General features: G+C 50.1%; 25 protein-coding genes. 9 read left to right on the forward strand and 16 right to left on the reverse strand.

The window, feature by feature from the left end; genetic code table 11:
- Window positions 1-19 precede the first annotated feature (19 nt).
- From ACV7NC_RS00355 to ACV7NC_RS00370, 4 genes are read right to left on the reverse strand one after another with little or no spacing between them, the layout of a single operon-like run.
- A complete protein-coding gene (locus tag ACV7NC_RS00355; protein WP_458153423.1) occupies window positions 20-1,723 on the reverse strand; it encodes a hydrogenase maturation protein in 1,704 nt (567 codons plus the stop codon).
- A 6-nt stretch (window positions 1,724-1,729) separates the two neighbouring features.
- Window positions 1,730-2,788 (reverse strand): hydrogenase expression/formation protein HypE, encoded by a 1,059-nt coding sequence (gene hypE, locus ACV7NC_RS00360; protein WP_458153424.1) that lies wholly within the window; start codon window positions 2,786-2,788, stop codon window positions 1,730-1,732.
- Entirely contained in the window at window positions 2,772-3,938 is a 1,167-nt protein-coding gene (gene hypD / locus ACV7NC_RS00365; protein ID WP_458153425.1) for a hydrogenase formation protein HypD, read from the reverse strand. The genes hypE and hypD overlap by 17 nt, the downstream gene beginning before the upstream one ends.
- Window positions 3,939-3,944: 6 nt before the next feature.
- Window positions 3,945-4,184: a HypC/HybG/HupF family hydrogenase formation chaperone gene (locus ACV7NC_RS00370; protein WP_458153426.1), complete on the reverse strand. Its 240-nt coding sequence runs from the start codon at window positions 4,182-4,184 to the stop codon at window positions 3,945-3,947.
- Window positions 4,185-4,291: 107 nt separating this feature from the next.
- On the opposite strand from ACV7NC_RS00370, the gene ACV7NC_RS00375 reads away from it, so the two are divergent.
- Window positions 4,292-4,834 (forward strand): L,D-transpeptidase family protein, encoded by a 543-nt coding sequence (locus tag ACV7NC_RS00375; protein ID WP_458153428.1) that lies wholly within the window; start codon window positions 4,292-4,294, stop codon window positions 4,832-4,834.
- A 275-nt stretch (window positions 4,835-5,109) separates the two neighbouring features.
- Window positions 5,110-5,400, forward strand: coding sequence for an Lpp/OprI family alanine-zipper lipoprotein (locus ACV7NC_RS00380; protein ID WP_458153429.1), 291 nt, complete (start codon window positions 5,110-5,112; stop codon window positions 5,398-5,400).
- A 104-nt stretch (window positions 5,401-5,504) separates the two neighbouring features.
- On the opposite strand, the gene ACV7NC_RS00385 is transcribed toward ACV7NC_RS00380, so the two are convergent.
- Complete coding sequence (locus tag ACV7NC_RS00385) at window positions 5,505-6,356, reverse strand: L,D-transpeptidase family protein (RefSeq protein ID WP_458153430.1); 852 nt, start codon at window positions 6,354-6,356, stop codon at window positions 5,505-5,507.
- Window positions 6,357-6,874: 518 nt separating this feature from the next.
- On the opposite strand from ACV7NC_RS00385, the gene ACV7NC_RS00390 reads away from it, so the two are divergent.
- The 3 genes from ACV7NC_RS00390 to ACV7NC_RS00400 all read left to right on the forward strand — a co-directional run bounded on the left by ACV7NC_RS00390 (window position 6,875) and on the right by ACV7NC_RS00400 (window position 9,322).
- Complete coding sequence (locus ACV7NC_RS00390) at window positions 6,875-8,098, forward strand: porin (RefSeq protein WP_458153431.1); 1,224 nt, start codon at window positions 6,875-6,877, stop codon at window positions 8,096-8,098.
- Window positions 8,099-8,244: 146 nt separating this feature from the next.
- Entirely contained in the window at window positions 8,245-8,712 is a 468-nt protein-coding gene (locus ACV7NC_RS00395; protein ID WP_458153432.1) for a hypothetical protein, read from the forward strand.
- Window positions 8,666-9,322 carry a hypothetical protein gene (locus ACV7NC_RS00400; RefSeq protein ID WP_458153433.1) on the forward strand — a complete coding sequence of 219 codons (657 nt, stop codon included), beginning with the start codon at window positions 8,666-8,668 and terminating at the stop codon, window positions 9,320-9,322. The genes ACV7NC_RS00395 and ACV7NC_RS00400 overlap by 47 nt, the downstream gene beginning before the upstream one ends.
- Here the strand turns inward: ACV7NC_RS00400 and ACV7NC_RS00405 are convergent.
- Together ACV7NC_RS00405 and uvrA are read right to left on the reverse strand one after the other, a co-directional pair.
- The gene (locus ACV7NC_RS00405) at window positions 9,291-10,562 is read right to left on the reverse strand and encodes a glycerate kinase type-2 family protein (RefSeq protein WP_458153434.1); all 1,272 of its coding nucleotides are present in this window, start codon (window positions 10,560-10,562) and stop codon (window positions 9,291-9,293) included. The genes ACV7NC_RS00400 and ACV7NC_RS00405 overlap by 32 nt on opposite strands.
- Entirely contained in the window at window positions 10,559-13,378 is a 2,820-nt protein-coding gene (gene uvrA / locus ACV7NC_RS00410; RefSeq protein WP_458153435.1) for an excinuclease ABC subunit UvrA, read from the reverse strand. The genes ACV7NC_RS00405 and uvrA overlap by 4 nt, the downstream gene beginning before the upstream one ends.
- Before the next feature lie 66 nt (window positions 13,379-13,444).
- On the opposite strand from uvrA, the gene ACV7NC_RS00415 reads away from it, so the two are divergent.
- Complete coding sequence (locus tag ACV7NC_RS00415) at window positions 13,445-14,830, forward strand: MFS transporter (RefSeq protein WP_458153436.1); 1,386 nt, start codon at window positions 13,445-13,447, stop codon at window positions 14,828-14,830.
- The gene (gene ssb / locus ACV7NC_RS00420) at window positions 14,831-15,283 is read left to right on the forward strand and encodes a single-stranded DNA-binding protein (protein ID WP_458153438.1); all 453 of its coding nucleotides are present in this window, start codon (window positions 14,831-14,833) and stop codon (window positions 15,281-15,283) included.
- A gap of 31 nt (window positions 15,284-15,314) precedes the next feature.
- On the opposite strand, the gene ACV7NC_RS00425 is transcribed toward ssb, so the two are convergent.
- Window positions 15,315-15,521, reverse strand: coding sequence for a hypothetical protein (locus ACV7NC_RS00425; protein WP_458153439.1), 207 nt, complete (start codon window positions 15,519-15,521; stop codon window positions 15,315-15,317).
- 293 nt (window positions 15,522-15,814) lie between these two features.
- Here ACV7NC_RS00425 and ACV7NC_RS00430 point away from each other — a divergent pair, with 293 nt between their 5' ends.
- Window positions 15,815-16,675 carry an HDOD domain-containing protein gene (locus ACV7NC_RS00430; protein WP_458153440.1) on the forward strand — a complete coding sequence of 287 codons (861 nt, stop codon included), beginning with the start codon at window positions 15,815-15,817 and terminating at the stop codon, window positions 16,673-16,675.
- A 234-nt stretch (window positions 16,676-16,909) separates the two neighbouring features.
- Window positions 16,910-17,773 carry a hypothetical protein gene (locus ACV7NC_RS00435; RefSeq protein ID WP_458153441.1) on the forward strand — a complete coding sequence of 288 codons (864 nt, stop codon included), beginning with the start codon at window positions 16,910-16,912 and terminating at the stop codon, window positions 17,771-17,773.
- A gap of 96 nt (window positions 17,774-17,869) precedes the next feature.
- Here ACV7NC_RS00435 and ACV7NC_RS00440 read toward each other — a convergent pair whose 3' ends face one another.
- The 8 genes from ACV7NC_RS00440 to ACV7NC_RS00475 all read right to left on the reverse strand — a co-directional run bounded on the left by ACV7NC_RS00440 (window position 17,870) and on the right by ACV7NC_RS00475 (window position 24,350).
- Entirely contained in the window at window positions 17,870-18,049 is a 180-nt protein-coding gene (locus ACV7NC_RS00440) for a hypothetical protein (RefSeq protein WP_458153442.1), read from the reverse strand.
- A 1-nt stretch (window position 18,050) separates the two neighbouring features.
- Entirely contained in the window at window positions 18,051-19,313 is a 1,263-nt protein-coding gene (locus ACV7NC_RS00445; protein WP_458153443.1) for a hypothetical protein, read from the reverse strand.
- Between the two features lie 181 nt (window positions 19,314-19,494).
- Complete coding sequence (locus ACV7NC_RS00450) at window positions 19,495-19,845, reverse strand: hypothetical protein (protein ID WP_458153444.1); 351 nt, start codon at window positions 19,843-19,845, stop codon at window positions 19,495-19,497.
- Window positions 19,846-19,875: 30 nt separating this feature from the next.
- The gene (locus ACV7NC_RS00455) at window positions 19,876-20,907 is read right to left on the reverse strand and encodes a magnesium transporter (RefSeq protein WP_458153446.1); all 1,032 of its coding nucleotides are present in this window, start codon (window positions 20,905-20,907) and stop codon (window positions 19,876-19,878) included.
- The gene (locus ACV7NC_RS00460; RefSeq protein ID WP_458153448.1) at window positions 20,861-21,088 is read right to left on the reverse strand and encodes a hypothetical protein; all 228 of its coding nucleotides are present in this window, start codon (window positions 21,086-21,088) and stop codon (window positions 20,861-20,863) included. The genes ACV7NC_RS00455 and ACV7NC_RS00460 overlap by 47 nt, the downstream gene beginning before the upstream one ends.
- Complete coding sequence (locus ACV7NC_RS00465) at window positions 21,076-21,510, reverse strand: VOC family protein (RefSeq protein ID WP_458153449.1); 435 nt, start codon at window positions 21,508-21,510, stop codon at window positions 21,076-21,078. Before ACV7NC_RS00465 ends, ACV7NC_RS00460 begins: the two co-directional genes overlap by 13 nt.
- A gap of 28 nt (window positions 21,511-21,538) precedes the next feature.
- Window positions 21,539-23,338: a c-type cytochrome gene (locus ACV7NC_RS00470; RefSeq protein WP_458153450.1), complete on the reverse strand. Its 1,800-nt coding sequence runs from the start codon at window positions 23,336-23,338 to the stop codon at window positions 21,539-21,541.
- 322 nt (window positions 23,339-23,660) lie between these two features.
- Complete coding sequence (locus ACV7NC_RS00475) at window positions 23,661-24,350, reverse strand: PEP-CTERM sorting domain-containing protein (protein ID WP_458153451.1); 690 nt, start codon at window positions 24,348-24,350, stop codon at window positions 23,661-23,663.
- Window positions 24,351-24,445 lie beyond the last annotated feature (95 nt).

The raw sequence follows: 24,445 nt of genomic DNA on the forward strand, positions 1-24,445 counted from the left end.
TCGCAGGTGCTGGATGCTGTTAACGGCGGCGATGCCGTGCAAGATAGCGGGGTGTCCAGCCGTAAGGAATTTTGTGCACGAAGTGGTAACGCGCTACATGGTAACTCGGATCAAAGCCATAGAAGTTAAGTTGCATCCTTTGAAGTTCTTCATCGCGGTAGCTTTGCAACGGTTTTTGATGTTCTTCTTGCTGGCGGCGTTGAATCTTCTGCTGCAAGCAGGAAGAGAATTCCTGACTGGCAGCGAGCGTTTCAGCGATCATTGCGATTTTTTTGGTGAAGTCGTTGGGATTCAAGGAAAAGCAATCATCGATCAACCCCATGTCTCGCGCCTCCGCAGCGCTGATTGGTAGCCGGTTTTGTGTCAGCGTTTGAGCATGAGTGCTTCCCACCCTCCGTGGCAATAAATAAGTCCAATATTCTGAGCCATACAAGTTTCCCATGCTTTTATAATGCGGATTCAAAATAACGCTGGCGTTGGCATAGATATAGTCAGCAGCAAGCGATAAAAACACGCCGCCTGCGCCGGCATTGCCTTGTAAAGCGGCAATTGTGAGCTGCCGGTCGGTAGTCATGATGGCATGCACTAAATCATTCATAGCGTTGATATTGCGCCAGGATTCATCCGCAGGACTGTCGGCATACTCGATGTGATTCAAGTGTATGCCGTTGCTCCAGAAATCCGGACCACCCATCAGCACCAATACACGGATGTCGCTCGACACTGCCTTGAGATAAGCATTGCGCAATCGTTCGCATTGTTTGGAGTCCATGGCGCCGTTGTAGAATGCGAAATGCAGATAACCGACTTCATGTTTTTTTTCAAACCAAATTTCCTGATAAGTATCATCAGCTGCGCCTGTAATGGGATCAAGGGAGATTTCCGGAACGTCGTTTAGCTGGTGCTTCAGTGCGCTGGTAGCGGCCAGTTTAAACGTCGATTCGTGATCCTTCCGCGGTTTGACATGACCGATCCAGATTGCGCCATCCATCGTTGCGCGGCAAATGGCGGAGTCACGTTTGGCAATGACGGTTCCGGGTTTGCCGCTAAGTTTCTTTTCAGGATGCGCATCGTAAAGATAATAGAGCTCTCCGGACAAAGAATCGAGGACACCGGGAGATCCATCGGCAGCATGAATTTTTTTCAGAATGTCGAGCGTGTTGTCTTGTTGCCAGTTGATGCAACGGTCGATTTGCCGCATGGGGGCATGTAAATTGCCATGTACATCCGGACGCGTGTAATCCAGCGGGATCGGCCGGTAAATTTGCGATTCGAAACGTTTAATTGCTGTTAAGACGGCGCGCGTTGCCGCTTCAACGACTTCGTGCCGGTATATGCTGCTTTTTGGGGCTAATCGCATGGGAAAGGTTTCACTGGCCCAGATATCGCCGGCGTCCATTTCCGCGTTGGCCTGTAAGACGGTGACACCCCATTCCGGCACACCTTTCATAATTGCCCAGTCGAGTGCGGAGGGGCCTCGGTCACCGACAATTCCTGGATGCACGATAAAGCAAGTGCGGGTGCGCCAGATGTTTTTCGGGATGCGGCGTTTAAGGAAGGGTGCAAGGATCAAATCGGGATGGAACAGCTCGACAGCTTCGCAAGTAACGGCATCGTTGATATCGAACTCGACTGATAGTTCGTATCCACGGCGCTGCAATTCGACGAAAAGCCGCTGTGTCAGGCAGTTAAAACTGTGCGTCAGGATTAAAATTTTCAACACTGCTGACTAACAGATGCGGGGCAGTTGCTCGCCACTCAACCAATCAATCACCCGATTGCCACCCATTTGAGTCTGCATTTGCACAAAACAATGGGTGTCATTGATCACTTCACCGATCATTGCGGCATCTTGGCCGAGCGGATGATCTTTCATCGCGCGTAACAAGTTTCCGGCATCTTCCGCGGGGCAGATTGCTATCAGTTTGCCCTCGTTGGCGATATACAGCGGGTCGAATCCCAGAAATTCACAAGCTGCCTGGACTTGTTCACGGATAGGCAGGGTATTTTCATACAGCAACATTCCCACCGACGATTGTTGAGCGATTTCATTCAGAGTTGAAGCCAAACCGCCTCGGGTCGGGTCGCGTAGTACCCGGATGGCGGGGGCAGCGGCAATCATGATAGCAACCAGATCATGCAAGGCGGCTGTATCCGATTCGATACTGGTATTGAACGATAAGTTTTCACGGCATGCCATCACTGCAATTCCATGATCGCCCAATGTGCCGGATACGATAATTTTGTCGCCGGGGCGGGCATTCTCTCCTGAAATGTCAATCCCTGCCGGTACGATTCCGATGCCGGTAGTCGTGATGAAAATCCCGTCACCGCTTCCTTTTTCTACGACTTTGGTATCCCCGGTTACAATCGGTACGCCTGCTGAATGCGCCGTTTCCGCCATGGAATTGACGATGCGCTGCAGATCGGCCAAGGGTAAACCTTCTTCCAGAATGAAACTGGCGGCGAGATAGCATGGTTTGGCGCCGGCCATCGCGATATCGTTGATGGTTCCATTGACGGCCAGGCTGCCGATGTTACCGCCTGGGAAAAAAAGCGGTGTCACAACATGAGAGTCCGTGGACATCACCATGCGACCGTTAAAACCCGGAAAACACGCATGATCGTTCAGGGGGTGTAAATATTCGTTATCAAATGCGCGAAGAAATAATTGTTGAATCAGCTGTGTCATTGCCCGGCCGCCGCTGCCGTGCGCCATTTCGACACAACCTTGTTTGAAGTCGAGTTTTCGCGTGTAGCCGGGTTTGATGTTATTGCGGCTGGGCATGGTTTTTTTCCTGTGGCAGATTGCGACTTTTTTCGCGGAAGCGTCCATAGCTGTAGTACGCGGCGCATGCGCCTTCCGACGATACCATGCAGGAGCCGATTGGATTTTCCGGGGTGCAAACCGTACCAAAAATTTTGCAATCCTGTGGACGTTTGACACCGCGCAAAATGGCGCCGCATTCGCAAGCTTTGTTATCGGGGATCGATAATGCCGGAATTGGGAAACGTTGCTCGGCATCGAAGCTGGCATAGCGCGATTTGATTTTTAATGCGCTGTAAGGCACCAATCCAAGACCGCGCCATTCAAAAGCGCGACGTAGTTCGAAAACATCGGATACCAGCATTTGCGCCTTAATATTTCCCGTAGGTGTGACGGCCCGAGTGAATTCATTTTCAACCTCAGCGCGGCCAGAATTGATTTGGCGAATCAGCATCAAAATCGCTTGCATAACGTCCAGTGGTTCAAAACCTGCAACCACCACTGGTTTCTGAAATTCTTCGGCAAAATAGTGATATGGCTGGCTGCCAATCACGACAGAGACGTGCGCCGGTCCGATAAAACCATCCAGCGAGACCACCCCGAGCTCGCGGACTTCGGGAGATTGCAAGATATGCGATATGGCGGATGGTGTAAGAACATGATTGCAAAATACGCTAAAATTTTTTAAATCGAGTGCATGTGCTTGTTTGATTGCAACCGCAGTCGGGGGTGTGGTGGTTTCGAAGCCAATGGCCAAAAATACGACTTGGTGCTGCGGATTGTTTTGGGCTATGGCTAGCACGTCGTCGACAGAATAGACCATTCGGATGTCCGCTCCCTGTGCCTTAGCTTTCAATAAACTCATACCACTGGGTGTCGGTACCCGCAACATATCTCCATAGGTGCAAAGGATCAATTCGGGAGTTTGTGCCAGTTGAATCGCATTTTCTATTCGGCCTGCCGGTAAAATGCATACCGGACACCCTGGGCCATGAATCATTTGAATGTTACTGGGCAGCAGATCCACGATGCCGTACCGTGAAATGGCATGGGTATGTCCACCGCAAAATTCCATCAAATGGTAGTGTCGCTGAGGATTGGCTTCCTGCAAGATATTGGCGGCGATCGTTTTCGCAAGAGCGCCATCACGAAATTCACTGATGTATTTCATAATGAATCATTGAGCCGCATCATTATTATTGAATGCTGACAATTCAGCAAAAATCGCTAAGGTGTGCTGTGCTTCAATCGGATCAAGTTTCTGTAGCGCAAATCCAACATGTACGACTACATAATCTCCTGGGACGACATCATCGACCAGTTCCAACGAAATTTCCTTGCGGATACCACTAATATTGACAATTGCGCGATTTCCATCGGTCAATTGCTCGATATACGCGGGAATAGCAAGGCACATAAGCGTCTTATGGAAGTTTGCGGATATAGAAATTATGACATAATTAGTTATCCTAATTCTCGTTAGTCAAAAAAGTGGACAAGCAAAATTATCTTATTCATTTCCTAATGGTCTTTTTGATTGGTTTGATCGGATTGATGGCAATCAGTAAGTTTGCTCAAGCAGACACTGGAATATGGATTGATGTCGATACTACGGAACATACTTTGTCGGTAATGCAAGGGGACACTGTTCAAGCAGTGTTCGAGAATGTTGCGATTGGGCGATACGGCACCACCCGGTCAAAAATGACGCTGGATGACAAAACTCCGTTAGGACAATTTAAAGTCGGCTGGGTGAACGAGAAAAGCCGCTATTACCGTTTTTATGGCTTGAACTATCCGAATCTAGAAACTGCGAAACGCGCTTTTGATGAAAACAGGATTGACGAGGATACATGGCTATCGATTTGGCGTGCAAAAATCAGAGGTAAAACGCCTCCGCAAAATACACCATTGGGCGGCTATATCGGCATCCATGGAATTGGTAGAGGCGATCGGGAAGTGCACCATCAATACAACTGGACCAATGGCTGCATAGCACTGACAAATGAGCAAATCGACCAGCTTGGAAAATGGATAAAACCAGGCATTATGGTGAATATTCGTTAATTGTGATTTGGTTAGCGATCAAACTGGCTGGTTTCATTTGTTTGTTGTTAATTGCTTGAATCATAAAAAATATATAAATCTTTATATTTATTAGATACTTGCTCTTTATTGTGTTGTGTTTATGTCTAATCCATTGGTAAATTTGTCACAGAATCCATTTATTTTGCGGAAGAAATCAGATAAGATTCCACTGCGTTGCCGATTTTACTATCGGTAACAACAAAGTTGTGGATGTTTGTGCGTATTGAATAAAATAAACAACTGAGGAGATCGGAATGAAAGGAAAAATCCAGCATCCAGTTCGTAAGCTAACGCTGGCAGTAGTTGCGGGAGCTTTTATTGGGTTAACAGGGTGTGCAACAACAGCACAGCTTGAAGAATTGCAAAATAAAGTGAATGCTGATATTGCTTCAGTAAAAGCTGACGCTGCTGCTGCAAGACAAGCTGCAGATGCTGCGAATGCGAGAGCAAACGAAGCAGTTCGCATTGCAGAAGATGCCAACAGACGTTCAATGGATACAGCAGAAAAAATTGATCGGATGTTCAAAAAAGCAATGCATAAATAAGCTTTATATTTAAAGTTAGCATAAAAAAACCCCTCATCTGAGGGGTTTTTTTATGGGAATCTAGAATAGATAGAAAACTAGAAAAAAACTAACTTTAACTGAGATTAGTTACTAATTACGTTTTGCGTGTGTAACTGATTTTGTGAGCGAGAGCGGGAAATTAAAACAGGAATCCCGCTTTTTTCCAAGATCGCTTGTTCTAGGGCTTCTTGATCAATTTCAAAATCCTCCGGGATATTTCTTTTGTTGCTATTGCGTGCGAGGAAATCATTGATGGCAGCAACTACAATACCGTGATAGTTGGAGTATTTCTCCTGATCTTCTTCTAAAGGCGGATGCAGTTCAGCGAAAAGCGAGTCAAGCTGCCATCCAAGTTTGATTGGTTGATTGACAACTTGTACTTGCGTGCCGATAGGAACTTTATCGAAGAGTGCTTCAATATCTTCAGGATACATTCTTACGCAGCCTGCTGAAACCCGCATACCGACGCCGAATGGCTTGATAGTGCCATGAATCAGGTAGCTGCCGCTACTGATACCCAAACGCATGGCATGCCGACCGAGTGGATTGGTCGGTCCAGGCGGCACGATACTGGGATAGGGCTGCTCGCCATTCGCGATTCTATCCATCTGCAAAGATTTGGGAGGTATCCAGGTTGGATCTTTCTTTTTTTCAACAATTTTTGAAATGCCCAATGGCGTAACCCAGTCCATTCTTCCAATTCCAACGGGATGAGTAATGATTACAGGCTTCTCCCCTTTTTTAGGTTCAGGGAAGTAATAGATGCGCATTTCCGGTAAATTAAGTAACAGGCCTTTGCGTTCGCCTTGGGGGATGATGTAGCGGCTCGGTAAAATGACTGTCGCACCATCTTCCGGCAGCCATCGGTCGACATTCGGATTGGCAAGCATTATCTCAATCTGGCCAATATCATATTGGCGTGCAATATCAAGCAATGTTTCCGACCGGCTTGCTTGGGTGGTTCGTATTTGACCGAAAATATCAATGTCCGGTGGCGGGAGTATCCAGGTTGCAGCTTGGGCAGACTGAATCAGGAAAGGGTTAATTAGGAGCAAAAAAATAGTAAAAATTTTATACATAATCAAGCCCTGCAATTAATTGAAATGCGAATAAGCGATAAGAACGAAATAATAATAACTGAAACTTGTGTTTAAAAAATGCTAAATAGCATGATTATTTGATATGAATTTCGAGTTTTAGTGAGAATTAGAATAAGTTGAAATGAATGTCGTAGTCAGGAAAACAACAGATTTGTTGTGTGTGTGCAACAGTATTGTTGCGGATTTCACAAAAAGTTCTTATTTTTCTTGCAGTACGTATATGTGTTATTGCACAATCAGACCAAACCTTCCGAGATGGAAGGTCCGAACAAGCGGGGTGCATTCCAGCGGAGTGTGGTGAGTGTTAAATAGGACGGCCCCAGTCGTTTTAAACATTAAAGGAGAACGTCGGTATGAAGAAAAAACTAATTTCGTTGGCAGTAGCTGGTGCACTAGCAGTTCCAATGGCAGCGTCAGCTCAAGGTACTCATGTAACCCTATTTGGTAGTGTTCAAGCTGAATACGCAACCGTTAACCGTGAGAACCAAAGTAGCCAAGCTCTGATAGGTGATGATACAGGGCGCTCAAGAATGGGTATGCATGTAACCGAAAGTTTGGGTGGTGGTTTTAAAGCTAAAGCGCATGTTGAGTATGGCTTTAATACAGGCGCTGGCGCGTTAGGTGTTGCACGTGAGCGCTGGGTTGCATTAGCGAATGATAACTGGGGTGAAGTGAAATTCGGACGTGTTCAATCACCATTCAAAGATTTTGCAGGTGGTATGACCATTGATCCATTCGCTTATACTACGCTCCAAGCAGGTGGTAGCGGCGGTACCATGATGTCATCTGCAAATGGCTATGGTTCGGGCGCGCAAGGCTTTGTAAACAGCGCAGTTCGTTATGATTCACCAAAAGTTGAAGGTTTTAGCTTTGCTGGTTTGTTAATGCCAGGCGATTCCAATAGATTGGATCCTGCAAATTTTATCGCTCCAACCAGTAGCTTCCAAGGTAGTCAATCGAATGCCGGTGGTGAAGATGGTGAATGGGATTTCCAAGTTGCGGGTAAATATGACAGACAATGGCAAGGTCATAACTTTGCGGTGTTCGGCGGTTATTCACGTGATAACGTCAGTACCCGTCAAAAAACAGTACAAGGTTTGTTGAACAATGAACACGTATGGCGTGGTGGTGGTTCATGGAACTACCAACAATTTACCTTAAGCGGTCAATATGAGCACATCAACAATGCGGTTGGTGCAGCGACCTGTACCAATGCAGCACAATTAGGCAACCCAGCAACGGGTCTGCCGGATTCACGTGGTGGTCTTGTTGCTGGTGGTGGAGCGCAATGTAATTCCGCTATGAACATGGGTGGTGACGGTAATATCTGGTTTGCTAGCGGTAAGTATGACTGGGGTAATACCAGTTTTGTCGCTCAAGGTGGTATGACCCACGCAAACGGTGTTGTTGGTCTTGCTCAAAGCCGTGAAGTAAGCAGTTTCACAGTGGGTGCAATTCATAACCTGAGTAAACGTTCAAGTTTGTTTGGCGGTTACCAACGTGCAATGGTTAATGACAAAAATGCGCAATTCCAAGACAGCGATACTTGGTCTTTGGGTATGCGTCACAACTTCTAAAAGCAATTTTGCTTAATAAAAAAGGCACCGCAAGGTGCCTTTTTTGTTTTCAAAAGAAACTATAATGAGCGCTTGTGCGTCACCGCCACAGAATTTTAATTTATTCTTATTCGCTCGCAGGCGTATTTTTATGGAGATGGTATGTTATGAGCATGAAAAAATGGACAGATGAAGAACTGATTTTAACACGCGATAAGCTGGAGTCTCTGGATAAGGCAAGTAAAAGCTCCGGATCTGGTTCGAAAATGTGGTTGTTTACCGGACTGCTGGGGGCGTTTGCTATTTCAACCGGCGTGACATTCATGATTCTGGACGGCGTCGATGTGATGAGTATCATTTTGATCATTATGGGTACCATCACGTGTATCTCATGGTATAAAAGCGACAAACAGCGCAAAGACAATCTTGCGTTTCTTGAAGAAATCAATCGCGAGATCAAATCCCGCAAATTAAAAGTGAAAGATACTTCCAAAACGAAAGATAAAGTAACGGAACAACCGGAAGGAACCGAACAGACGAGCGAAACTGAAGACCAAAGCGATAAAGCGGCCGTTGGATCTGAATCGAGTGATTCAAAAAATTCAGAAAAATCAGAAGGAAAATCTGACAAATAACCGGAAAATGAAAATCCGCAGCTTGCTGTCGGCGATTGAACGGCTGTTTCAACCGAGGGATTCGCAGACAGAAGAAAAAATACTTGATCATGATGAGCAATCCAGCCAAGCGGCATTATTAGCTTCGGAAGATCGATCTGCATTCGAGGCATTAAGCCAATTCCTTTGGGTGCAGGGTGAATGGTTGCCGTTGGTATTTGATCTGAATCATTCGATTTATACCAATCAAGGAGTCACTGCGGCATCATTGCAAAGATTAGCGAATGCCGGATTAATCCTTTTTGAAAAAGCAGGATTCGTCAAGAAAGGATTTGGCAAGCATACGCGCCTGTTTTATTGTGGCAAGCCAACCAAAATCGGTTTCCAGGCTGACGAAGATAATTATCTGGATTTGGGGCATGTATTGCTCACCGAACGCGGAAAACAATTGGCTTCGTCTATCTCAATCACAAAAAACCAGCAGTTTTACGAATATGTAATAAACCGGTGGTTTGAACAAGGCTTGTTACTGTCATCGATACAAATAGACCGGAACGGGGAAACTCCGATTGCTTCCAATCATGAACCCGCATGTTCGATTAAAGAACGAGAATCACACGATAATCGTTAACGTTGGTGCGTGTCGGGCCGGTCATGACTAAATCGTTCAAGCGCTGAAAGAAAGTATACGAGTCATTATTCGATAGGAATGAGGCCGGATTTAATTCGAACCCTTTTGCGCGAGTGAAAGAATCCGGTGAAAAAATTGCCCCAGCATTATTTTCCGTGCCGTCCAATCCATCGGTATCGCATGCCAAAGCGTAAACATTATCCATTCCATCCAGTTGAACAAATAGCGAAAGTAAGAACTCAGCGTTACGGCCACCTCGGCCATTACCCTTGACGGTTACCGTAGTTTCTCCTCCCGAAAGCAGAGCGATGGGCGTTTTTAGTAATCGTGGATATGATTTGATTTCTCGTATCAGTGCGGCATAACTTTTAGCAATTTCAGAAGCCTCGCCAGTGACGGTATCACCGAGTATCAAGGTATTGAAACCCAAAGCCTGAAAATAATTTTCCGCGGCTACCAATGACTGGTGTGCAGTTGCAATGATGGTATTTGCAGTGCGAGAGAAGAAAGGGGAGCCGGGTTTGGGAGTTTCTGCAACGCTTCCCGCTTGACCAGCGCGCAATAGCTGGGTGATCGAGAGCGGTGCATCCAAGTGATACCGATCAAGTACTGCGAGAGCGTCAGAAAATGTGGAGGGATCAGCAGTACAAGGACCTGAAGCGATATGAATCGCGTCATCGCCGGTCACATCGGAAATAATCAGTGAAAGAATGGCAGCCTGACAAGCGGCTGCAAGTCTGCCGCCTTGAATTCCGGATAAATGCTTACGGACGATATTGATTTCTTGGATTGTCGCGCCGCATTGCAACAATTGCTTTGTTACGGTTTGCAGATCTTGCAGTGAAATGCTGTTGAGCGGCAGCGGCAATAAACTGGAACCGCCGCCGCTGAACAAGCAAAGCAGCAAATCCTCGGCTGTTAATGCTTGTACAGCCGCAAGCATTTGTCGCGCAGCCTGCTCGCCGTTTTCATCAGGGATGGGATGCCCGGCTTCAACGATCTGAATAGCTTGAGTGGGGAGGCCGTGTCCGTAGCGCGTTACCACGATGCCATCAATTGGCGCTTCGGCTGGCCAGACGCTTTCAACGGCTGCTGCCATAGCGGCGGATGCCTTTCCGGCGCCGACTACGAATGTTCGTCCGCGAGGTGGCTGTGGCAGATACTGCGGCACGATATGAGCCGGGTCAGCGGCCTTGACAGCGACAAAGAAGCTTTCCAGCAGACAATCCCGTGGATTCATTTTGTCAGCATGGCGCGCAAGTAATGGCCGGTAAAGCTGTCAGGATTCGTTGCGATGGATTCCGGAGTGCCTTCCGCAACAATGCAACCACCGCCGTCGCCACCCTCCGGTCCTAAATCGATAATCCAATCGGCGGTTTTGATGACATCCAGATTATGTTCGATTACAACCACCGTATTACCGTGATCGCGCAATCGGTGTAACACCTTAAGCAACAGATCGATATCCTGAAAATGCAAACCGGTGGTTGGTTCATCAAGGATATACAAGGTACGTCCGGTATCACGTTTTGATAGCTCCAGCGATAGTTTGACACGTTGCGCTTCGCCTCCGGAAAGAGTGGTGGCGGACTGGCCCAACGTAATATAACCAAGACCTACATCCATCAAGGTTTGTAGTTTGCGCGCTACCACCGGGACCGGCTTGAAAAATTCCAATGCATTTTCTACCGTCATTTGTAAAATTTCACTGATATTTTTGCCCTTATATTGAATTTCGAGCGTTTCACGGTTATAGCGGTGGCCGTGGCATACATCGCAAGTGACATAGATATCGGGCAAGAAATGCATTTCAACTTTGATCACGCCATCGCCTTGACACGCTTCGCAGCGCCCGCCTTTGACATTGAATGAAAATCGCCCTGGTGCATAACCACGCTCACGAGCTTGTGGCACCCCGGCAAATAAGTCGCGGATGGGGGTAAACAAACCGGTATACGTCGCAGGATTGGAGCGCGGCGTTCGTCCGATGGGGCTTTGATCCATATTGATGACTTTATCGAAAAATCCCAATCCGTCAATATGCCGGTGGGGTGCAGGCTCGTCATTACTGCCGTAGAGATGGCGGGCGACTGCACGGTGCAGAGTTTCATTGATTAAGGTCGATTTACCCGACCCGGAAACACCGGTTACGCACACAAACAATCCGACCGGTAAGTTAAGCGTGACATCTTTTAAATTATTCCCGGTTGCGCCTTCGATGCGCAATATTCGATCTGCGTTGAGCGGGTGCCGTTGCGGCGGTATATCAATCGCGAGTTTGCCCGATAAGTACTTTCCGGTTAATGAATCAGTCTGTTGCTGAATTTCGATCGGCGTGCCTTGGGCAACTACGTTGCCGCCGTGTTCGCCGGCCCCCGGTCCCATGTCGACGACATAATCCGCAATTTGAATGGCATCCTGGTCATGTTCAACCACGATGACACTGTTACTCAAGTCACGCAGATTCTTAAGGGTATCGAGCAAACGGCCATTGTCGCGTTGGTGCAGGCCGATGGAAGGTTCGTCAAGAACGTACATGACACCGGTTAAACCGGAGCCGATTTGGCTGGCCAGGCGGATACGCTGGGATTCCCCGCCCGAGAGTGTGTCTGCCGAGCGATCCAGCGATAAATAATCCAGCCCGACATTATTGAGAAATTGCAAACGGCTGGAGATTTCCTTGATGATGCGTTCCGCAATGGATTGCTTATGGCCGGATAATTCGAGATGGTCGAATAATTCCCGGGCTTTTCTTAACGGCAGGGCGCTGATTTCGTAAATTGTCTGTCCGGCGACATGTACATGCCGCGCTGCGCGGCATAAGCGCGTACCCTGGCATTCCGGGCAAGTTTGGGCGTTCAGGTATTTTGCCAGTTCTTCACGCACCGTCTGCGATTCAGTTTCCTTGTAGCGCCGGGTCAGATTGGGAATAATGCCTTCGAAGGGATGAACATCCTGCTGTTTGCGTCCGCTTTCCGTTAAGTAAGAAAATTGTATTTTTTCTTTGCCGGAACCATACAAAATAATGTTGCGGATCGGTTCGTCGAGTTTCTCAAAAGGCGTTTCCAGATCGAACTGATAATGCGCCGCGAGGCTTGTCAGTAACTGGAAATAAAATTGATTGCGCCGGTCCCAATTCCGCACGGCGCCAGCAGATAGCGATAAATGCGGAAATGCCACGACCCGCGCCGGATCGAAAAAAGTGATCTGTCCTAACCCATCGCATTTGCTGCAAGCGCCCAGCGGATTGTTGAAGGAGAACAGTCTGGGTTCCAATTCGGCCAATGAGTAGCTGCATACCGGACAGCTAAATTTAGCCGAAAATAAATGTTCCTGGCCGCTATCCATTTCCACCGCCAAAGCGCGTCCGTCCGAATGACGCAATGCGACCTCGAATGACTCGGCCAGCCGTTGCTTGGCATCGGCGGAAACTTTCAGGCGATCGACCACAACTTCGACGGTATGTTTTTGGTTCTTTTGCAATTTCGGTAACGCATCGATTTCATACACTTCACCGTCGATGCGCAACCGCACAAAACCCTGCGCGCGCAACTCGTCAAACAATTCAACTTGTTCCCCTTTGCGTTCCACGATGAGCGGCGACAGAATCATCAAACGGGTATCCACAGGTAACTGCAAGACGTGATCAACCATTTGCGAAACACTTTGCGCCGTCAACACGATGTTGTGTTCGGGACAAAACGGATCGCCAACACGGGCAAACAGCAAGCGTAAATAATCGTGGATTTCGGTGACGGTGCCGACCGTCGAACGCGGGTTATGCGATGTTGCTTTTTGTTCGATGGCGATGGCTGGAGACAATCCTTCGATCAGGTCGACATCCGGCTTTTCCATTAATTGCAGGAACTGCCGGGCATACGCCGACAGCGATTCGACGTAACGGCGTTGTCCTTCGGCGTAAAGGGTATCGAACGCCAATGAGGATTTGCCGGAACCGGACAATCCGGTGATGACTACCAGCTTGTTACGAGGCAGATCGAGGTTGATATTTTTCAGATTATGCGTGCGCGCACCGCGTATTTTTATGGATTCCATGAACTATCTATGTAAGAGTCAACCTGTTAATATACCCAACTTTTTAGGAATATCACAACCTGATTCATGTCTGCTTCATCTTCATCTGAAAAAATGTCCCCAACGGAAGTGCGCGCGACGATCGGCTTAGCCGGTGTGTATGGGTTGCGCATGTTGGGGTTGTTTATTATTTTACCGGTATTTGCTTTTTACGCCGAAGACCTGCCTGGCGGAGATAATTACACCTTAGTCGGTATTGCGCTCGGCGCTTATGGTTTGACGCAAGCGATTTTGCAAATTCCATTCGGCTGGCTGTCGGATCGAATCGGACGCAAGCCGGTGATTTATCTGGGTCTGATTTTATTTATCATCGGCAGCTTCATTGCCGCATTTGCGACCAATATTTATTGGGTTATCATCGGCCGGGTCATTCAGGGAGCCGGGGCGATTTCGGCAGCCGTGATGGCATTGGCGGCGGACCTTACCCGGGAAGAGCATCGCACCAAGGCGATGGCGACGATCGGCATGACCATCGGCGTGGTGTTTGCCATTTCGTTGATCGCTGCGCCGGTGTTAAATCAGTGGATTGGCGTGCCGGGCATTTTTGCGATGACTGGATTTTTGGCGCTATTAGCCATGATCGTCGTCAAAAAAATCATTCCCGATCCGGCGATCAGCCGGTTCCATTCCGATACCGAAGCCTCACCCGCTAATTTCCGCAGTGTCTTGCGCGATACGCAGTTATTGCGGCTAAACTACGGTATTTTTGCGTTGCATGCGGTATTGATGGCGCTCTGGCTGGTAGTGCCGCTGACACTGCGTCAAGCGGGCATGGCGGCGGACAATCACTGGCAAATTTATCTTCCGGTGTTGCTGCTGTCGATTGTGCTGATCATCCCGGCGATTATTTATTCAGAGAAGAAAGCCAAGTTGAAACAAGTGTTTGTTGCGGCGATTGGTGTTTTGTTACTGGGACAGCTGCTGCTTGCACTGAACAGTGAGTCGATTTGGGGAACGGCATTGGCGTTACTGGTTTTTTTTGCAGCTTTCAATTTATTGGAAGCCAGCTTACCTTCGCTGATTTCAAAAATAGCACCAGTCGGCGCCAAGGGAACGGCGATCGGAGTCTACAGCAGCACGCAATTCCTGGGTGCTTTTGCCGGTGCGGCGGCTGGTGGTTACTTATACGGAGAATACGGCAGCAGCGCCTTGTATGCATTTTGCGGGCTGTTGCTGGTGGTGTGGCTGGCATTGGCGATGACCATGAAAGCACCCGCTGCGGTGCGCTCCAGAATGTATCCGGTACAGGAAATGGATTTCGACCAATCCAAAGAGCTATCGCGCCGCCTGGCGGCGATACCCGGTGTTTTTGAGGCACTGGTGCTGGTGAATGAGCGGGTGGCTTATTTAAAAGTGGATATGAAAGGCTTCGACGAAGAAAAGGTGATTCAATTGCTTGGGGAGGAAACATAGATGGCTTCTGTCAATAAAGTGATACTCATCGGTAACTTGGGCAAAGACCCGGAAACCCGTTACATGTCGAATGGTGACGCGGTGACCAATATTACATTGGCAACGACCGATACCTGGAAAGACAAAAACGGCGAGAAACAGGAAAAAACCGAATGGCACCGCGTGACTTTTTATCGCAAGCTGGCTGAAATTGCCGGGGAGTACTTAAAAAAAGGGCGCTCGGTTTATGTCGAAGGTCGTCTGGAAACCCGGAAGTGGACGGATAAGAACGGGATGGAGCGTTATACCACGGATATTATTGCGACTGATATGAAGATGTTGGGTAACCGGCCCGGCAGCGGTAGTTTTGAATCGTCGCCTGATCACGAAGAAGATAACGCAGTTCCGAGCCGACCTTCTTCGACGAAGAGCCCCAGCGGTTTTGACGATATGGAAGACGATATTCCATTTTAATCGAATCGAGTCCGGGGGGCTCTGGCGGTTTCTAGTGTTTATCAGGCAAGCGCAGAACTCCGTTGCGATATTCGTTACTCGCATAATTTGATTGGCTACGGGAAGGTAATGAAAATTCGATGCTTTCAATCGCACCGCCAATTTCTTTGGCCATGTTGCGGAATTCGAGTGCCAGCATACTTTTGGGGACGATAAATGTTTGCTTGAATCCAGACTTGAAGTGAACAAGAATTTTCATAACGTTTTCCAGTGAGTTTTAATTTTTTAAGCGCTTGATCGCTACAGTGGCATCGCTGCTGCTGTTCTTACGACGCAAACCGGCCAAACTTTAATTGGCCGTGCGCCCAAAGATTCTCCACCGCAACGTAAATTCGGGAACCATAGCGCCACTACATGGAATTACAAAACAATCGAAGAAATAGCCACTATTCCTTGCTTTTATTGAGAAATTACTCTTGACAGCTTTGACATAAGCTTAGATTCATCAAAAATTGACCGGATGCTGGCGGCAACGGGGAAAGGGAAATTTGCATGGAAAAAAGCGCAATATTAAGTGCGTTGGCAACGGAAGTGGAGCAAGGACGCTTGATTTTCCCGACCTCGACCCATGCCGCGATTAAAATCAAGGAAAAACTGGAAGATCCTGATTGCAGTCTCGATACCGTGATCCGGCTGATACAAGCTGAACCACTGCTGTCGACCAAGGTGGTGGCGATAGCCAATTCCGCAGTATTTAACCGCTCAGGGAAAAAAGTCACCGATGTGCGTTCGGCCGTCACATTGATCGGCATGCGCACCGTGCGCAACTTGGCCACGGTCATAGCCGTGCAGCAATTGACCGGACCGCAGGGAAGAAGCGAGCAAGCCGAGCAACTATGGAAACATTCCGCGTATGTTGCCGCGCTGGCGCAAGTCATCGCCCGCCGCGTTACCCGCAAGGACCCGGAAACCGCGCTGTTTGCCGGCATGATTCATGAGATTAGCTGGTTCTATTTGCTGGCGCGTGAAAAATATTTCCCTGGATTAATCGACGACAGCTTGGCCAGCTCGTGGAACGCCGACGAAGACCTGGAAGACGAAAGCGAGCTTGACTGTGAAATCACGATTGGCACCGCGATTCTCAGAGCGCTGTCGGTGCCGCAATCGGTGATCGACGACATCGTTTACCTGTGGCGCGGTTACTTATCATTCCCGCCGGATACGCTCGGAGACACGCTACTGATCGCCAATCAACTGGCGCCCGTTAAATCGCCCTTTGTATTGCCTTCCAACTTATCGGGCACGAATGCAATCGCAGACCTCGATGTAATAACCGACGAAGACACACTCAGCGAGATCCTGAAAGACTCAGCCGCTGAAGTAAAGTCGTTGACCGAAGCGTTGTGCGTGTAGTTTCCACAACCTAAGAACCCTAAAGCATCCTACGAGCGGCAAAGCCGCATAATTCCGCTGCTACTGTTGGCAGCATACTGACTCCCCTTGGTCATTCCTGAAAAACCGGTTCCGGCATTGCTCAGAAAAATCAAAAGATTATCCCCCGCCATCATTCAGTCCCGGTTCACCCAGACCGCATTACAGTGACTCATCCGCATCTGCTTGGAAAAAATAACCACAAGGAGAAGCATCATGAGCGTCATCACCACCGGATCATTCCCCGGCAAACAAAGAAAAGCTGGGTCGATTTCCAATCCAGCATTAAAAACCGCTGAGCTGAATTTATCGAGCCGCGCAATCGTGTTGATACTGCTGCTAGCCATGTTATTGCTCGGTGCTTGTAAAACCGTACCCATCGACGATCGGAATGCGACCGGTAACGGCGGGTTCTGGGAGCAAGACGAGAATTCCAGTGCGCGTTTTCACAACCCCAATCAGGTAGACAAGGCCGCGATCGGTTTGGTATTTGCAGCGGGGGAGAGTGCTTTACGTAACGGTACGCCGGTCGATGTCTCCGCAAAGTTGGCGAACCATTCCCGGATAAACACCGGGCCGCAAAGCAGCGCGCGCGTGGAGTTCGAAGCGGCTGGCCCGGTCTGCATAATTGAAATCGACGATTTCAATGCCGGCAATGCCTATGCGGATACAGCCGATTGCCGGCAACAAATAGAAACGCCGCATGCCCGCATAGACGCCAGTAACGCCATCCTGCATCTGCAAGTCACGGAGCATCAAACGAAAGTCACGGTGATCAGCGGCACCGTTGATGTGGTGCTGCTTGGAGATACTACGCAATCCATCGATGTCCGCGAAGACCGCGAAGTCGTGGTCACGCGCGATACACTCGGTCGGCCCTATTTACTCACGCCCGAAGAAATCTGGCAACGCATCCGCTGGCGGGACGACTACCCGCTCTATAAAAAAGTCATCGACTGGGGAACCATCGCAGCCACAGCGGCAGTCGTCATCGTGACCGCCGGGATCATCGCGGCGGTGGTCATACTCAGTAAAGGTCATGGTCATGGAGGCCGCCGTGGTCTGCCTGGACATCATTAGAGCTTATCCGCAAGCTTTCAGGATGAAATGGGTTTTAAGCTGCAATGTGATTTTCCGGAATTCGTTATAGAATCATTTACTTAGATTGAGGCTAAGCTAAATGTTGTCAATTTCAATTGCTTGAAAAGATGCAATAACTAATGCAACGAGAAGCTTCGCGTACCATGGCGTGTCGGGGTGGCGCACAGCAAGATACAAAGCAAAAGTTTCTGCATCGAGCCGATGCACACTTTGCTTGAGTTTCGCAGTCAATGGCAGCGATTTCCTAAAATTCAAGTTAGGCCTCTTCGCATCCTTCAGCATCTGCGACTTTCTTCGGGATGAGCCACCAGCTGCCCTTTCTTGCCGGCACAAGCCGTTCAACGGCGACGCTATGCAATTCATCGATCGAGATGCTCGCCATTTCCAGATCGGTAGGCGCCTTTGCAAACGATTTTAGATGCTCGACAAGCTTGCGTTCGGTTTCAGATGACATAGGCGGTTTCTCCACATCTTCTTCGGCTGAGCATGGGGTGTGTTTTGCCCAAAGGGCGACAACAATATTGGACGAGTTGCAGGGCGGCCGAGGAGCAAGCTTGTGCAACCCGACTTGACGCTCCAGTTCGGAGGTTACCATCAACTCGCGATTGATCCGAGCCAAGTCGCCCTTGAGTTCTGGCGCCCAAACAAAGTCTTGTTCCTTTCGTAGAAACTCCGGGGCGCAGAGTCTGTGCAGTTTGTCGCCAGATACGAAGACGTGACAAAACGGCAGGTAGAAGAGATATGCAATGTCAGCGCGATTGGAAGGGCGCTCTGCCGATATGAGATTGGCTGCTAGCGCGATCTGAAAAAAGATCTCGACCATCAATACGTGTGCGGCGTAACTGGCGTATTCGGCGAGCGGTGGAAATCCCGCTTGGGACCAACGGTGCACGATTGGCGCCCATAGATGCTGCGGGATCTGTACGAACGAGAATAGCAGGCCGACTTGTTGTTCTGGTTCACGGCGCGAGTGAACAAGCTCTGCAGCAATTCCATATGCCTCTTTGATACTTCGGCAAGTCTGTGAGTTGATGCCCAAGGTGCGCATGCGCTGAGCAATTTCCGGTAGGTTTAGTTCGGAGAGCATTGCGCGCCAATTGGAAGCGATGTCATGCTCAATCTCGTGGAACTGACCGCGCTGCCACCGCGCGAAGGCCTCAGCCTCAGGCGGGTTCTCAAAGACAACACCTGGTTTACCGCCAGCACCCCGAACTGGGCGTCCCCCTGCCACTGGAACCTGACCCAGGTGAGGTGCTTCTTGGCCCAAGAGGTTTGCGATGCAAAGTTGTGCGTGGTGGACGCAAGGAGTACCGGATAGAACTGGTGTTTTGTCTGCGATGACGCGAACTTCATCCTCAGGAGTGCGCGATGCGCCCTTGCGCTGCTTTGCTAGATCTGCAAGTGTCTCTACGAAGAACAGTGGTGAAACGACGGGAAGAAAGAAGTGGTCAAACCACACTGACTCGTCAACCGAGAGCGATTGCAGGAAGGATTTGTCAAAGAGTGTTATGGGTCCCACGGTTTTTCAAAGAAGCCTAACTACAATTAGACATCCGAAATGACGCAATCCATTACGTCAAAAATGAGGTCTATTACTGCACGTGTCATAGGATGTCCTTATGTTTCATAGGGATCGTTCGAATTAGCTTTTATCATAACAGACTTCGTTAGATCCACAATGAACGATGTTCTTGCAGATTTCAAAACACCATCACATGGTCAATCCAATACCGGCCGTCTCGATACACCAGCACCATTTCCGCGACGAATTCACCGGGTGCTTTCGTGAACGATTGTTTCCAGATGATCGCTGCCGAGCCCGGGCGGCGGAAGACGGCAACGGGGGTGCGGGTGGTGAAAAAGCCTTTTTCCGTCTGATACTGCTGGCAGATGCATTCGAAGTAATCCGGCGTGACGATGGCTTTCAGCCGGTCGGTGAAGTCGCGGACATGTCGGGCATGGTCGCGGTGCGTCGAAGCGTCCATCAGATTGTTCATGATCGGCTCGGCAATCGTCAGGATTTGTTGTTCACTTAATTGTTCGAAGTTCACGGCGCGCGAGTTGGTTGAGTTAATAGCCTGTCACTGCACTACCACGCTGGCGATGCCGAAATAAATCAGGATCGATAGCAGGTCTTGGATCACCGTGGCGAGCGGGCCGCTGCCGAAGGCGGGGTCGAGTCCGAAGCGGTCGAGCAAGGAGGGCAGCGTCATCGCTGCCACGGTGGCGGTGGAACATGCGGCGAATACCGATAATCCGACGCACAGCGCCACATCTGCTTGCTCCCAGCGCCACCATACCAACGGCCCGGCGACCACTGCGAGCGCAAAGCCGATGGCGAGGCCGGTCAATAACTCGCGCTTAACCATCCGCTGCATGCTGACGCCGACCGACAGTCCACGCACGACGACGGTTTCGGTTTGCGTGCCGACCGCATCCGCCAGGTAGACGATACCCGGGATGAAGAACGCCAACATCACCGTGTGCTCGAGCTGCGATTCGAACCAACCGACGAAATCCGCGGCGAGCAGGGCGCCGCCGAGTCCGACGATAAGCCAGGGAATACGATGGCGGAAGCGCCGTTCGACCGGTTCCTCGCTGGTGGTGCGGGCGACATGCGTGCTTTTGGTAAAACCGCCCAGGCGCGACAAGTCTTCCTCGTGTTCCGACAGCAATACCGCGAGCAGCCGGTGCGGCGGAATCACACCGGCGAAATTGCCATCCCGATCCACCACGGTCAAGGCGGATTCTTCGTTGCGCACGGCATGCCAGGCGGCGACTTCCTGATCGATTCCCGGCGCGACAACGGGTGCCTCGCGATCCATCAGATCGTTCAGCGTGACACCGGCAGGAGCGGCCAACAGAGCCTCGATGCGCACTACGCCGAGAAATTTTTGCTGTTCGCAAACGATCACCAGGCTGGCGCTTTCGTATTGCTGCCCCGCCAGTTGTTGCCGAACTTCATCGGCGCGGCGCGACGGCGGGAAAACCGGCACTTGCTGGCTGGCGTGCTGCGCGGCGGTTTCAAAGGTGAGCTTGCCGGGTTGTTCGGGATTCATGAGCGGATCACTTCCGGGTATCGGCGGCACCGGATTGCTTTTTATACGCTTCATACGGCGTGTTGGCGTTCGACAGGCAGCGCTCGCGCTCCAGTTGATCCAGCATCCGGGTGCATTCGTTGCGCTGCCACGATTGGCCGGTGGAGTAGAGCTGCTGCGCGGTGCAACCGCTAACCGTCAATCCTATCGCCGCAGCGATGCCGATGATTGGGATGCGGACTATCATCCGTTGCATTCGGTGGTGACGACGTTGACCATCCAACTGATGCCGAAGTGGTCGGTCAGCATGCCGAACTTGGGCGACCAGAAAGTTTTCGCCAACGGCATTTGCACCTGGCCGCCGTCGGACAACGCGGCAAAGTAACGCTCGGCTTCCGCTTCGGTGGCGACCGAAATCGACAGCGAGAAACCTTTGAATGGCGAACCGGGTTCGCATCCATCCGACGCCATCAGCACATTGCCGGCGATGCGGAAGCTGGCGTGCATGATCTTGTTTTCAAAACCGGGTGGCAGCATGCCGGGTGGTGGCGGATCGGGGCTTTCTTGGAAGCGCATCAGCATGTCGATCTGCGCGCCCAGCGCGGTGCGGTAGAATTCCAGCGCTTCCTCGCAGCGCCCGCCGAACATCAGATAAGGCTGAATCACGGGATGGGTCATGGTAGCTCCTTGATTGAGTGATTGAAGGTTATAAGGTTTTCAAGTATTCGATGATGGCAAATGCGCCTTCCTTATCGTTCGACCAGTTGAGACGGTAGGTTTTTTTGCCTTCCACGATGTCTTTATCATGCCCTTTATTGCTCAGCGCCGGGATGGCATTGGCCTGGAACGGATAGCCTTCTTGCTGCATGGCGGTTTGTTGCGATTCCCAGGCAAAGCCGAGCAGTTTCGCATCGTAATCGAGACGGCTTTTGACAAAGCTCGCCGGGCGTTCGTCCGGCACCAGCAAGTGGTAGATCGTCGGTACCGTGCCGTTGTGCAAATACGGCGCTTGCGCCCATACACCATTCAACGGCCGGGCGTTGTAGCCGTGGTGCTCGTTGTTCGGCGACATCAATAAATCTTTTTTACCGGCCATCGACACGCCGTCGAATTCGGCGCAGGGTTTGACATCCTTGCCTTCTAACTGCACCGTGGTGTCGGGCGAACAACTGTCATACAACTCCTTGCGCGCCGCATAGTTCAGCAGCGCGCCGACCACATTGGCGCGTTTCATGCTGGTGCCGAGGTTGTCATAAACTTTCCCGTTTTTCGGCTGGTGGCAATCGGCGCAGTGTTCGGCGAATAAGGCTTGTCCCTTCTTAGCAAGTGCAACGTCAACCGCGAACGGATACGGGCTTGCCGGTAAACCGTTAAGCAGTTCTGAGGCGAAAGCCGCGACGCGCACATCGGTTTGCTCCAGCCCGAGCGTTAGCATGGCAATCAGATTGCGGTACACCGGAATCGGCACGTTGCCGTTCCATTGGCCGCCGCCGTTGATCAGCCGCTTATGGTTTTCATCCCAACTGGCGCGGCGCTTGTCCTGCTCCCATACCGACATGAAATCGGTAATGCCGGGTTCCGGCGGCAGCGAAAGTCCGGCAAACCATTTTAGAATCGGGCTCTTGCGTGCGCCGATATATCCGTTGACCGCGCTCAACCCGGTGGCGTCGGCCATGCCGGGAAAGCCGGCCAGCATCGGTTGCTCGAAGCCGGCATAGTTTTTAGCGATCAAGGCGCCGAAACCATCGTATTCGGCTTCGACGCGCTGCGCGAATTGCTTGATCGTTTGCTCGGCATTTTTCTTGAACAAGGCGATCTGGGCAGCTTCGTAATTCGCATCAAAATGCCGGGTGGCGGATTGGAAGTTGTTGTAAAAATAATGCGGATTCTGTTGATGTGTTTCGTCCAAGGCCGCCAGCAGTTTTTGCGTCAGCGCTTGGTATCTGTCGTCGCCGGTTTTGCCGCCGTAAGCTTGTTGCAAGGTTTGGTAGAGCTTGACGCGGAACGATACGATATTGAAAGTCGTATTTACGCCGCCGTCGAGATAATCGATCTGACCGTTTTCCAGCCGCACCCGGCCGATATGACAAGCGCCGCAGGTAAACGACGCGTAGTCGATATTGCTGTTGGCATCGACACGCGATAAGCCGCTAAAGCCGATCCCGCGCGCAACCGGATACGCGGGTTGCCGCTCGTCGATGAACAAGCCTACCGCGTCGAGAAAGTTTTCAGCGCTGCCCCAGAGCTCCGGCGCTAGCTTCGGTATGAGTTTCAACGCGATATAAGGGATGCCATCGGTTTCACTGAAGGCAAAATTGCCGAACCAGTCGTACGCGACCTGCTGCGACTGCAGATAAGCCGATTTCTCCTGGGTTTTGTTGCGGAAAGCTTGCTCCCAATCGTCGGGTACCGCTTTTACATATGCGGGTGGCGGCGGTGCTTCCAAAGGTTGGGAAATACAGGCGGATAAGACAAGAGCGAACAAAGCAACGCAGACGATTTTCATAGCTGTCCTTTATTGGATGGAATCGTTGAGGTGATGCGAATGATCGGATTGACGCTGTTTACCAGGCTGTTGAAAAACTATCTGCGTTGCCGCTACGGTGTTAAAAACAAGCTCAAAATGCTCATTTATACCGTATAAAATGGGCTTTTTCGCCTGTTTTGCCTTGTATCGGCTGCCTCGAAAATGTTTTTCAACCGTCTGTTACGGAAGAAATTGTAGCACAGCGACGATTTGCGCCCTATCGATCGCAACGTTGCGGTAAAGCGCCAAAACAAAAACCCGCCGAAGCGGGTCTTTATTTGGCTACTTCGAGTTGATCAGGTTAAACCGTTAAACCGATCGGTTTGATATTGCGGCGGTAGGTGAAGCTCAATAATGCCAATCCGGCGAGCAGCATCAAATAAGTTTCAGGTTCCGGGACCGGCAAAGCAACCGTTTCTATCCTCGGCGGCATAAACATTACCGGCTCGGTCAAGTCGGTCAATTTCAGGTAATCGATGCCATAAAAATCGCTGGAATTGTTGCGGTCGATGGTGATAATCAGCTCACCGGTCGCATTGATCGAATTAAGCACGGCATCGTTCAGCACAAAAGAGTGAACCGCGGTTTTTGTGTAACCATCGTCGAATGCGAAGTCCTGAGAAATACCGTTAAACGCCGCGGCAACGGCGCCAAATTCGGAAGCCTGAAAATCCGCCAAATCGATTTCCAGTTTACCGGATGTCCAGTGCGTGCCTAATCCGCTGAAATGGAATGTGGCGACGGTTTCCAATCCATGCGGGCTAAAACCTGGGTGCGTGGTGCTATAGGTGTCGGTATATTGCGCGCCGTCGGTCGCAAGTTTTTCCGCAGCGCTGCGGCCGTCATGATCGGCGCTGAACCCGTCAAAGGTGTGCGAGCAGTTATCGCAAATAGCCGCGCCATAGCCGTCATTGTCGCCAATCTGGTAAACAGCCGCAGTCGCGGAACCGCTTGTTAAAGCAAGTAGTGCAAGAATCGATACAATACGCATAATAAAGTCTCCAATTAGTTACAACGAGATATGTTGATTTCACCAACCCAGCGGGTGACTGGTTTCTGCCATAATGCTCATGCAATTGCAGTGTT

The organism is Nitrosomonas limosa, from assembly GCF_054188085.1.

Bases quoted from the DNA above. Each gene is read 5' to 3' on its own strand.
- ACV7NC_RS00415 (WP_458153436.1), top strand. From the start codon at position 13,445: ATGTCTGCTTCATCTTCATCTGAAAAAATGTCCCCAACGGAAGTGCGC.
- hypD (WP_458153425.1), bottom strand. From the start codon at position 3,938: ATGAAATACATCAGTGAATTTCGTGATGGCGCTCTTGCGAAAACGATC.
- ACV7NC_RS00405 (WP_458153434.1), bottom strand. From the start codon at position 10,562: ATGAATCCACGGGATTGTCTGCTGGAAAGCTTCTTTGTCGCTGTCAAG.
- ACV7NC_RS00425 (WP_458153439.1), bottom strand. From the start codon at position 15,521: ATGAAAATTCTTGTTCACTTCAAGTCTGGATTCAAGCAAACATTTATC.
- ACV7NC_RS00470 (WP_458153450.1), bottom strand. From the start codon at position 23,338: ATGAAAATCGTCTGCGTTGCTTTGTTCGCTCTTGTCTTATCCGCCTGT.
- ACV7NC_RS00380 (WP_458153429.1), top strand. From the start codon at position 5,110: ATGAAAGGAAAAATCCAGCATCCAGTTCGTAAGCTAACGCTGGCAGTA.
- uvrA (WP_458153435.1), bottom strand. From the start codon at position 13,378: ATGGAATCCATAAAAATACGCGGTGCGCGCACGCATAATCTGAAAAAT.
- ACV7NC_RS00465 (WP_458153449.1), bottom strand. From the start codon at position 21,510: ATGACCCATCCCGTGATTCAGCCTTATCTGATGTTCGGCGGGCGCTGC.
- ACV7NC_RS00375 (WP_458153428.1), top strand. From the start codon at position 4,292: ATGGTCTTTTTGATTGGTTTGATCGGATTGATGGCAATCAGTAAGTTT.
- ACV7NC_RS00455 (WP_458153446.1), bottom strand. From the start codon at position 20,907: ATGAAGCGTATAAAAAGCAATCCGGTGCCGCCGATACCCGGAAGTGAT.
- ACV7NC_RS00395 (WP_458153432.1), top strand. From the start codon at position 8,245: ATGAGCATGAAAAAATGGACAGATGAAGAACTGATTTTAACACGCGAT.
- ACV7NC_RS00460 (WP_458153448.1), bottom strand. From the start codon at position 21,088: ATGCAACGGATGATAGTCCGCATCCCAATCATCGGCATCGCTGCGGCG.
- ACV7NC_RS00390 (WP_458153431.1), top strand. From the start codon at position 6,875: ATGAAGAAAAAACTAATTTCGTTGGCAGTAGCTGGTGCACTAGCAGTT.
- ssb (WP_458153438.1), top strand. From the start codon at position 14,831: ATGGCTTCTGTCAATAAAGTGATACTCATCGGTAACTTGGGCAAAGAC.
- ACV7NC_RS00430 (WP_458153440.1), top strand. From the start codon at position 15,815: ATGGAAAAAAGCGCAATATTAAGTGCGTTGGCAACGGAAGTGGAGCAA.
- hypE (WP_458153424.1), bottom strand. From the start codon at position 2,788: ATGCCCAGCCGCAATAACATCAAACCCGGCTACACGCGAAAACTCGAC.
- ACV7NC_RS00435 (WP_458153441.1), top strand. From the start codon at position 16,910: ATGAGCGTCATCACCACCGGATCATTCCCCGGCAAACAAAGAAAAGCT.
- ACV7NC_RS00475 (WP_458153451.1), bottom strand. From the start codon at position 24,350: ATGCGTATTGTATCGATTCTTGCACTACTTGCTTTAACAAGCGGTTCC.
- ACV7NC_RS00370 (WP_458153426.1), bottom strand. From the start codon at position 4,184: ATGTGCCTTGCTATTCCCGCGTATATCGAGCAATTGACCGATGGAAAT.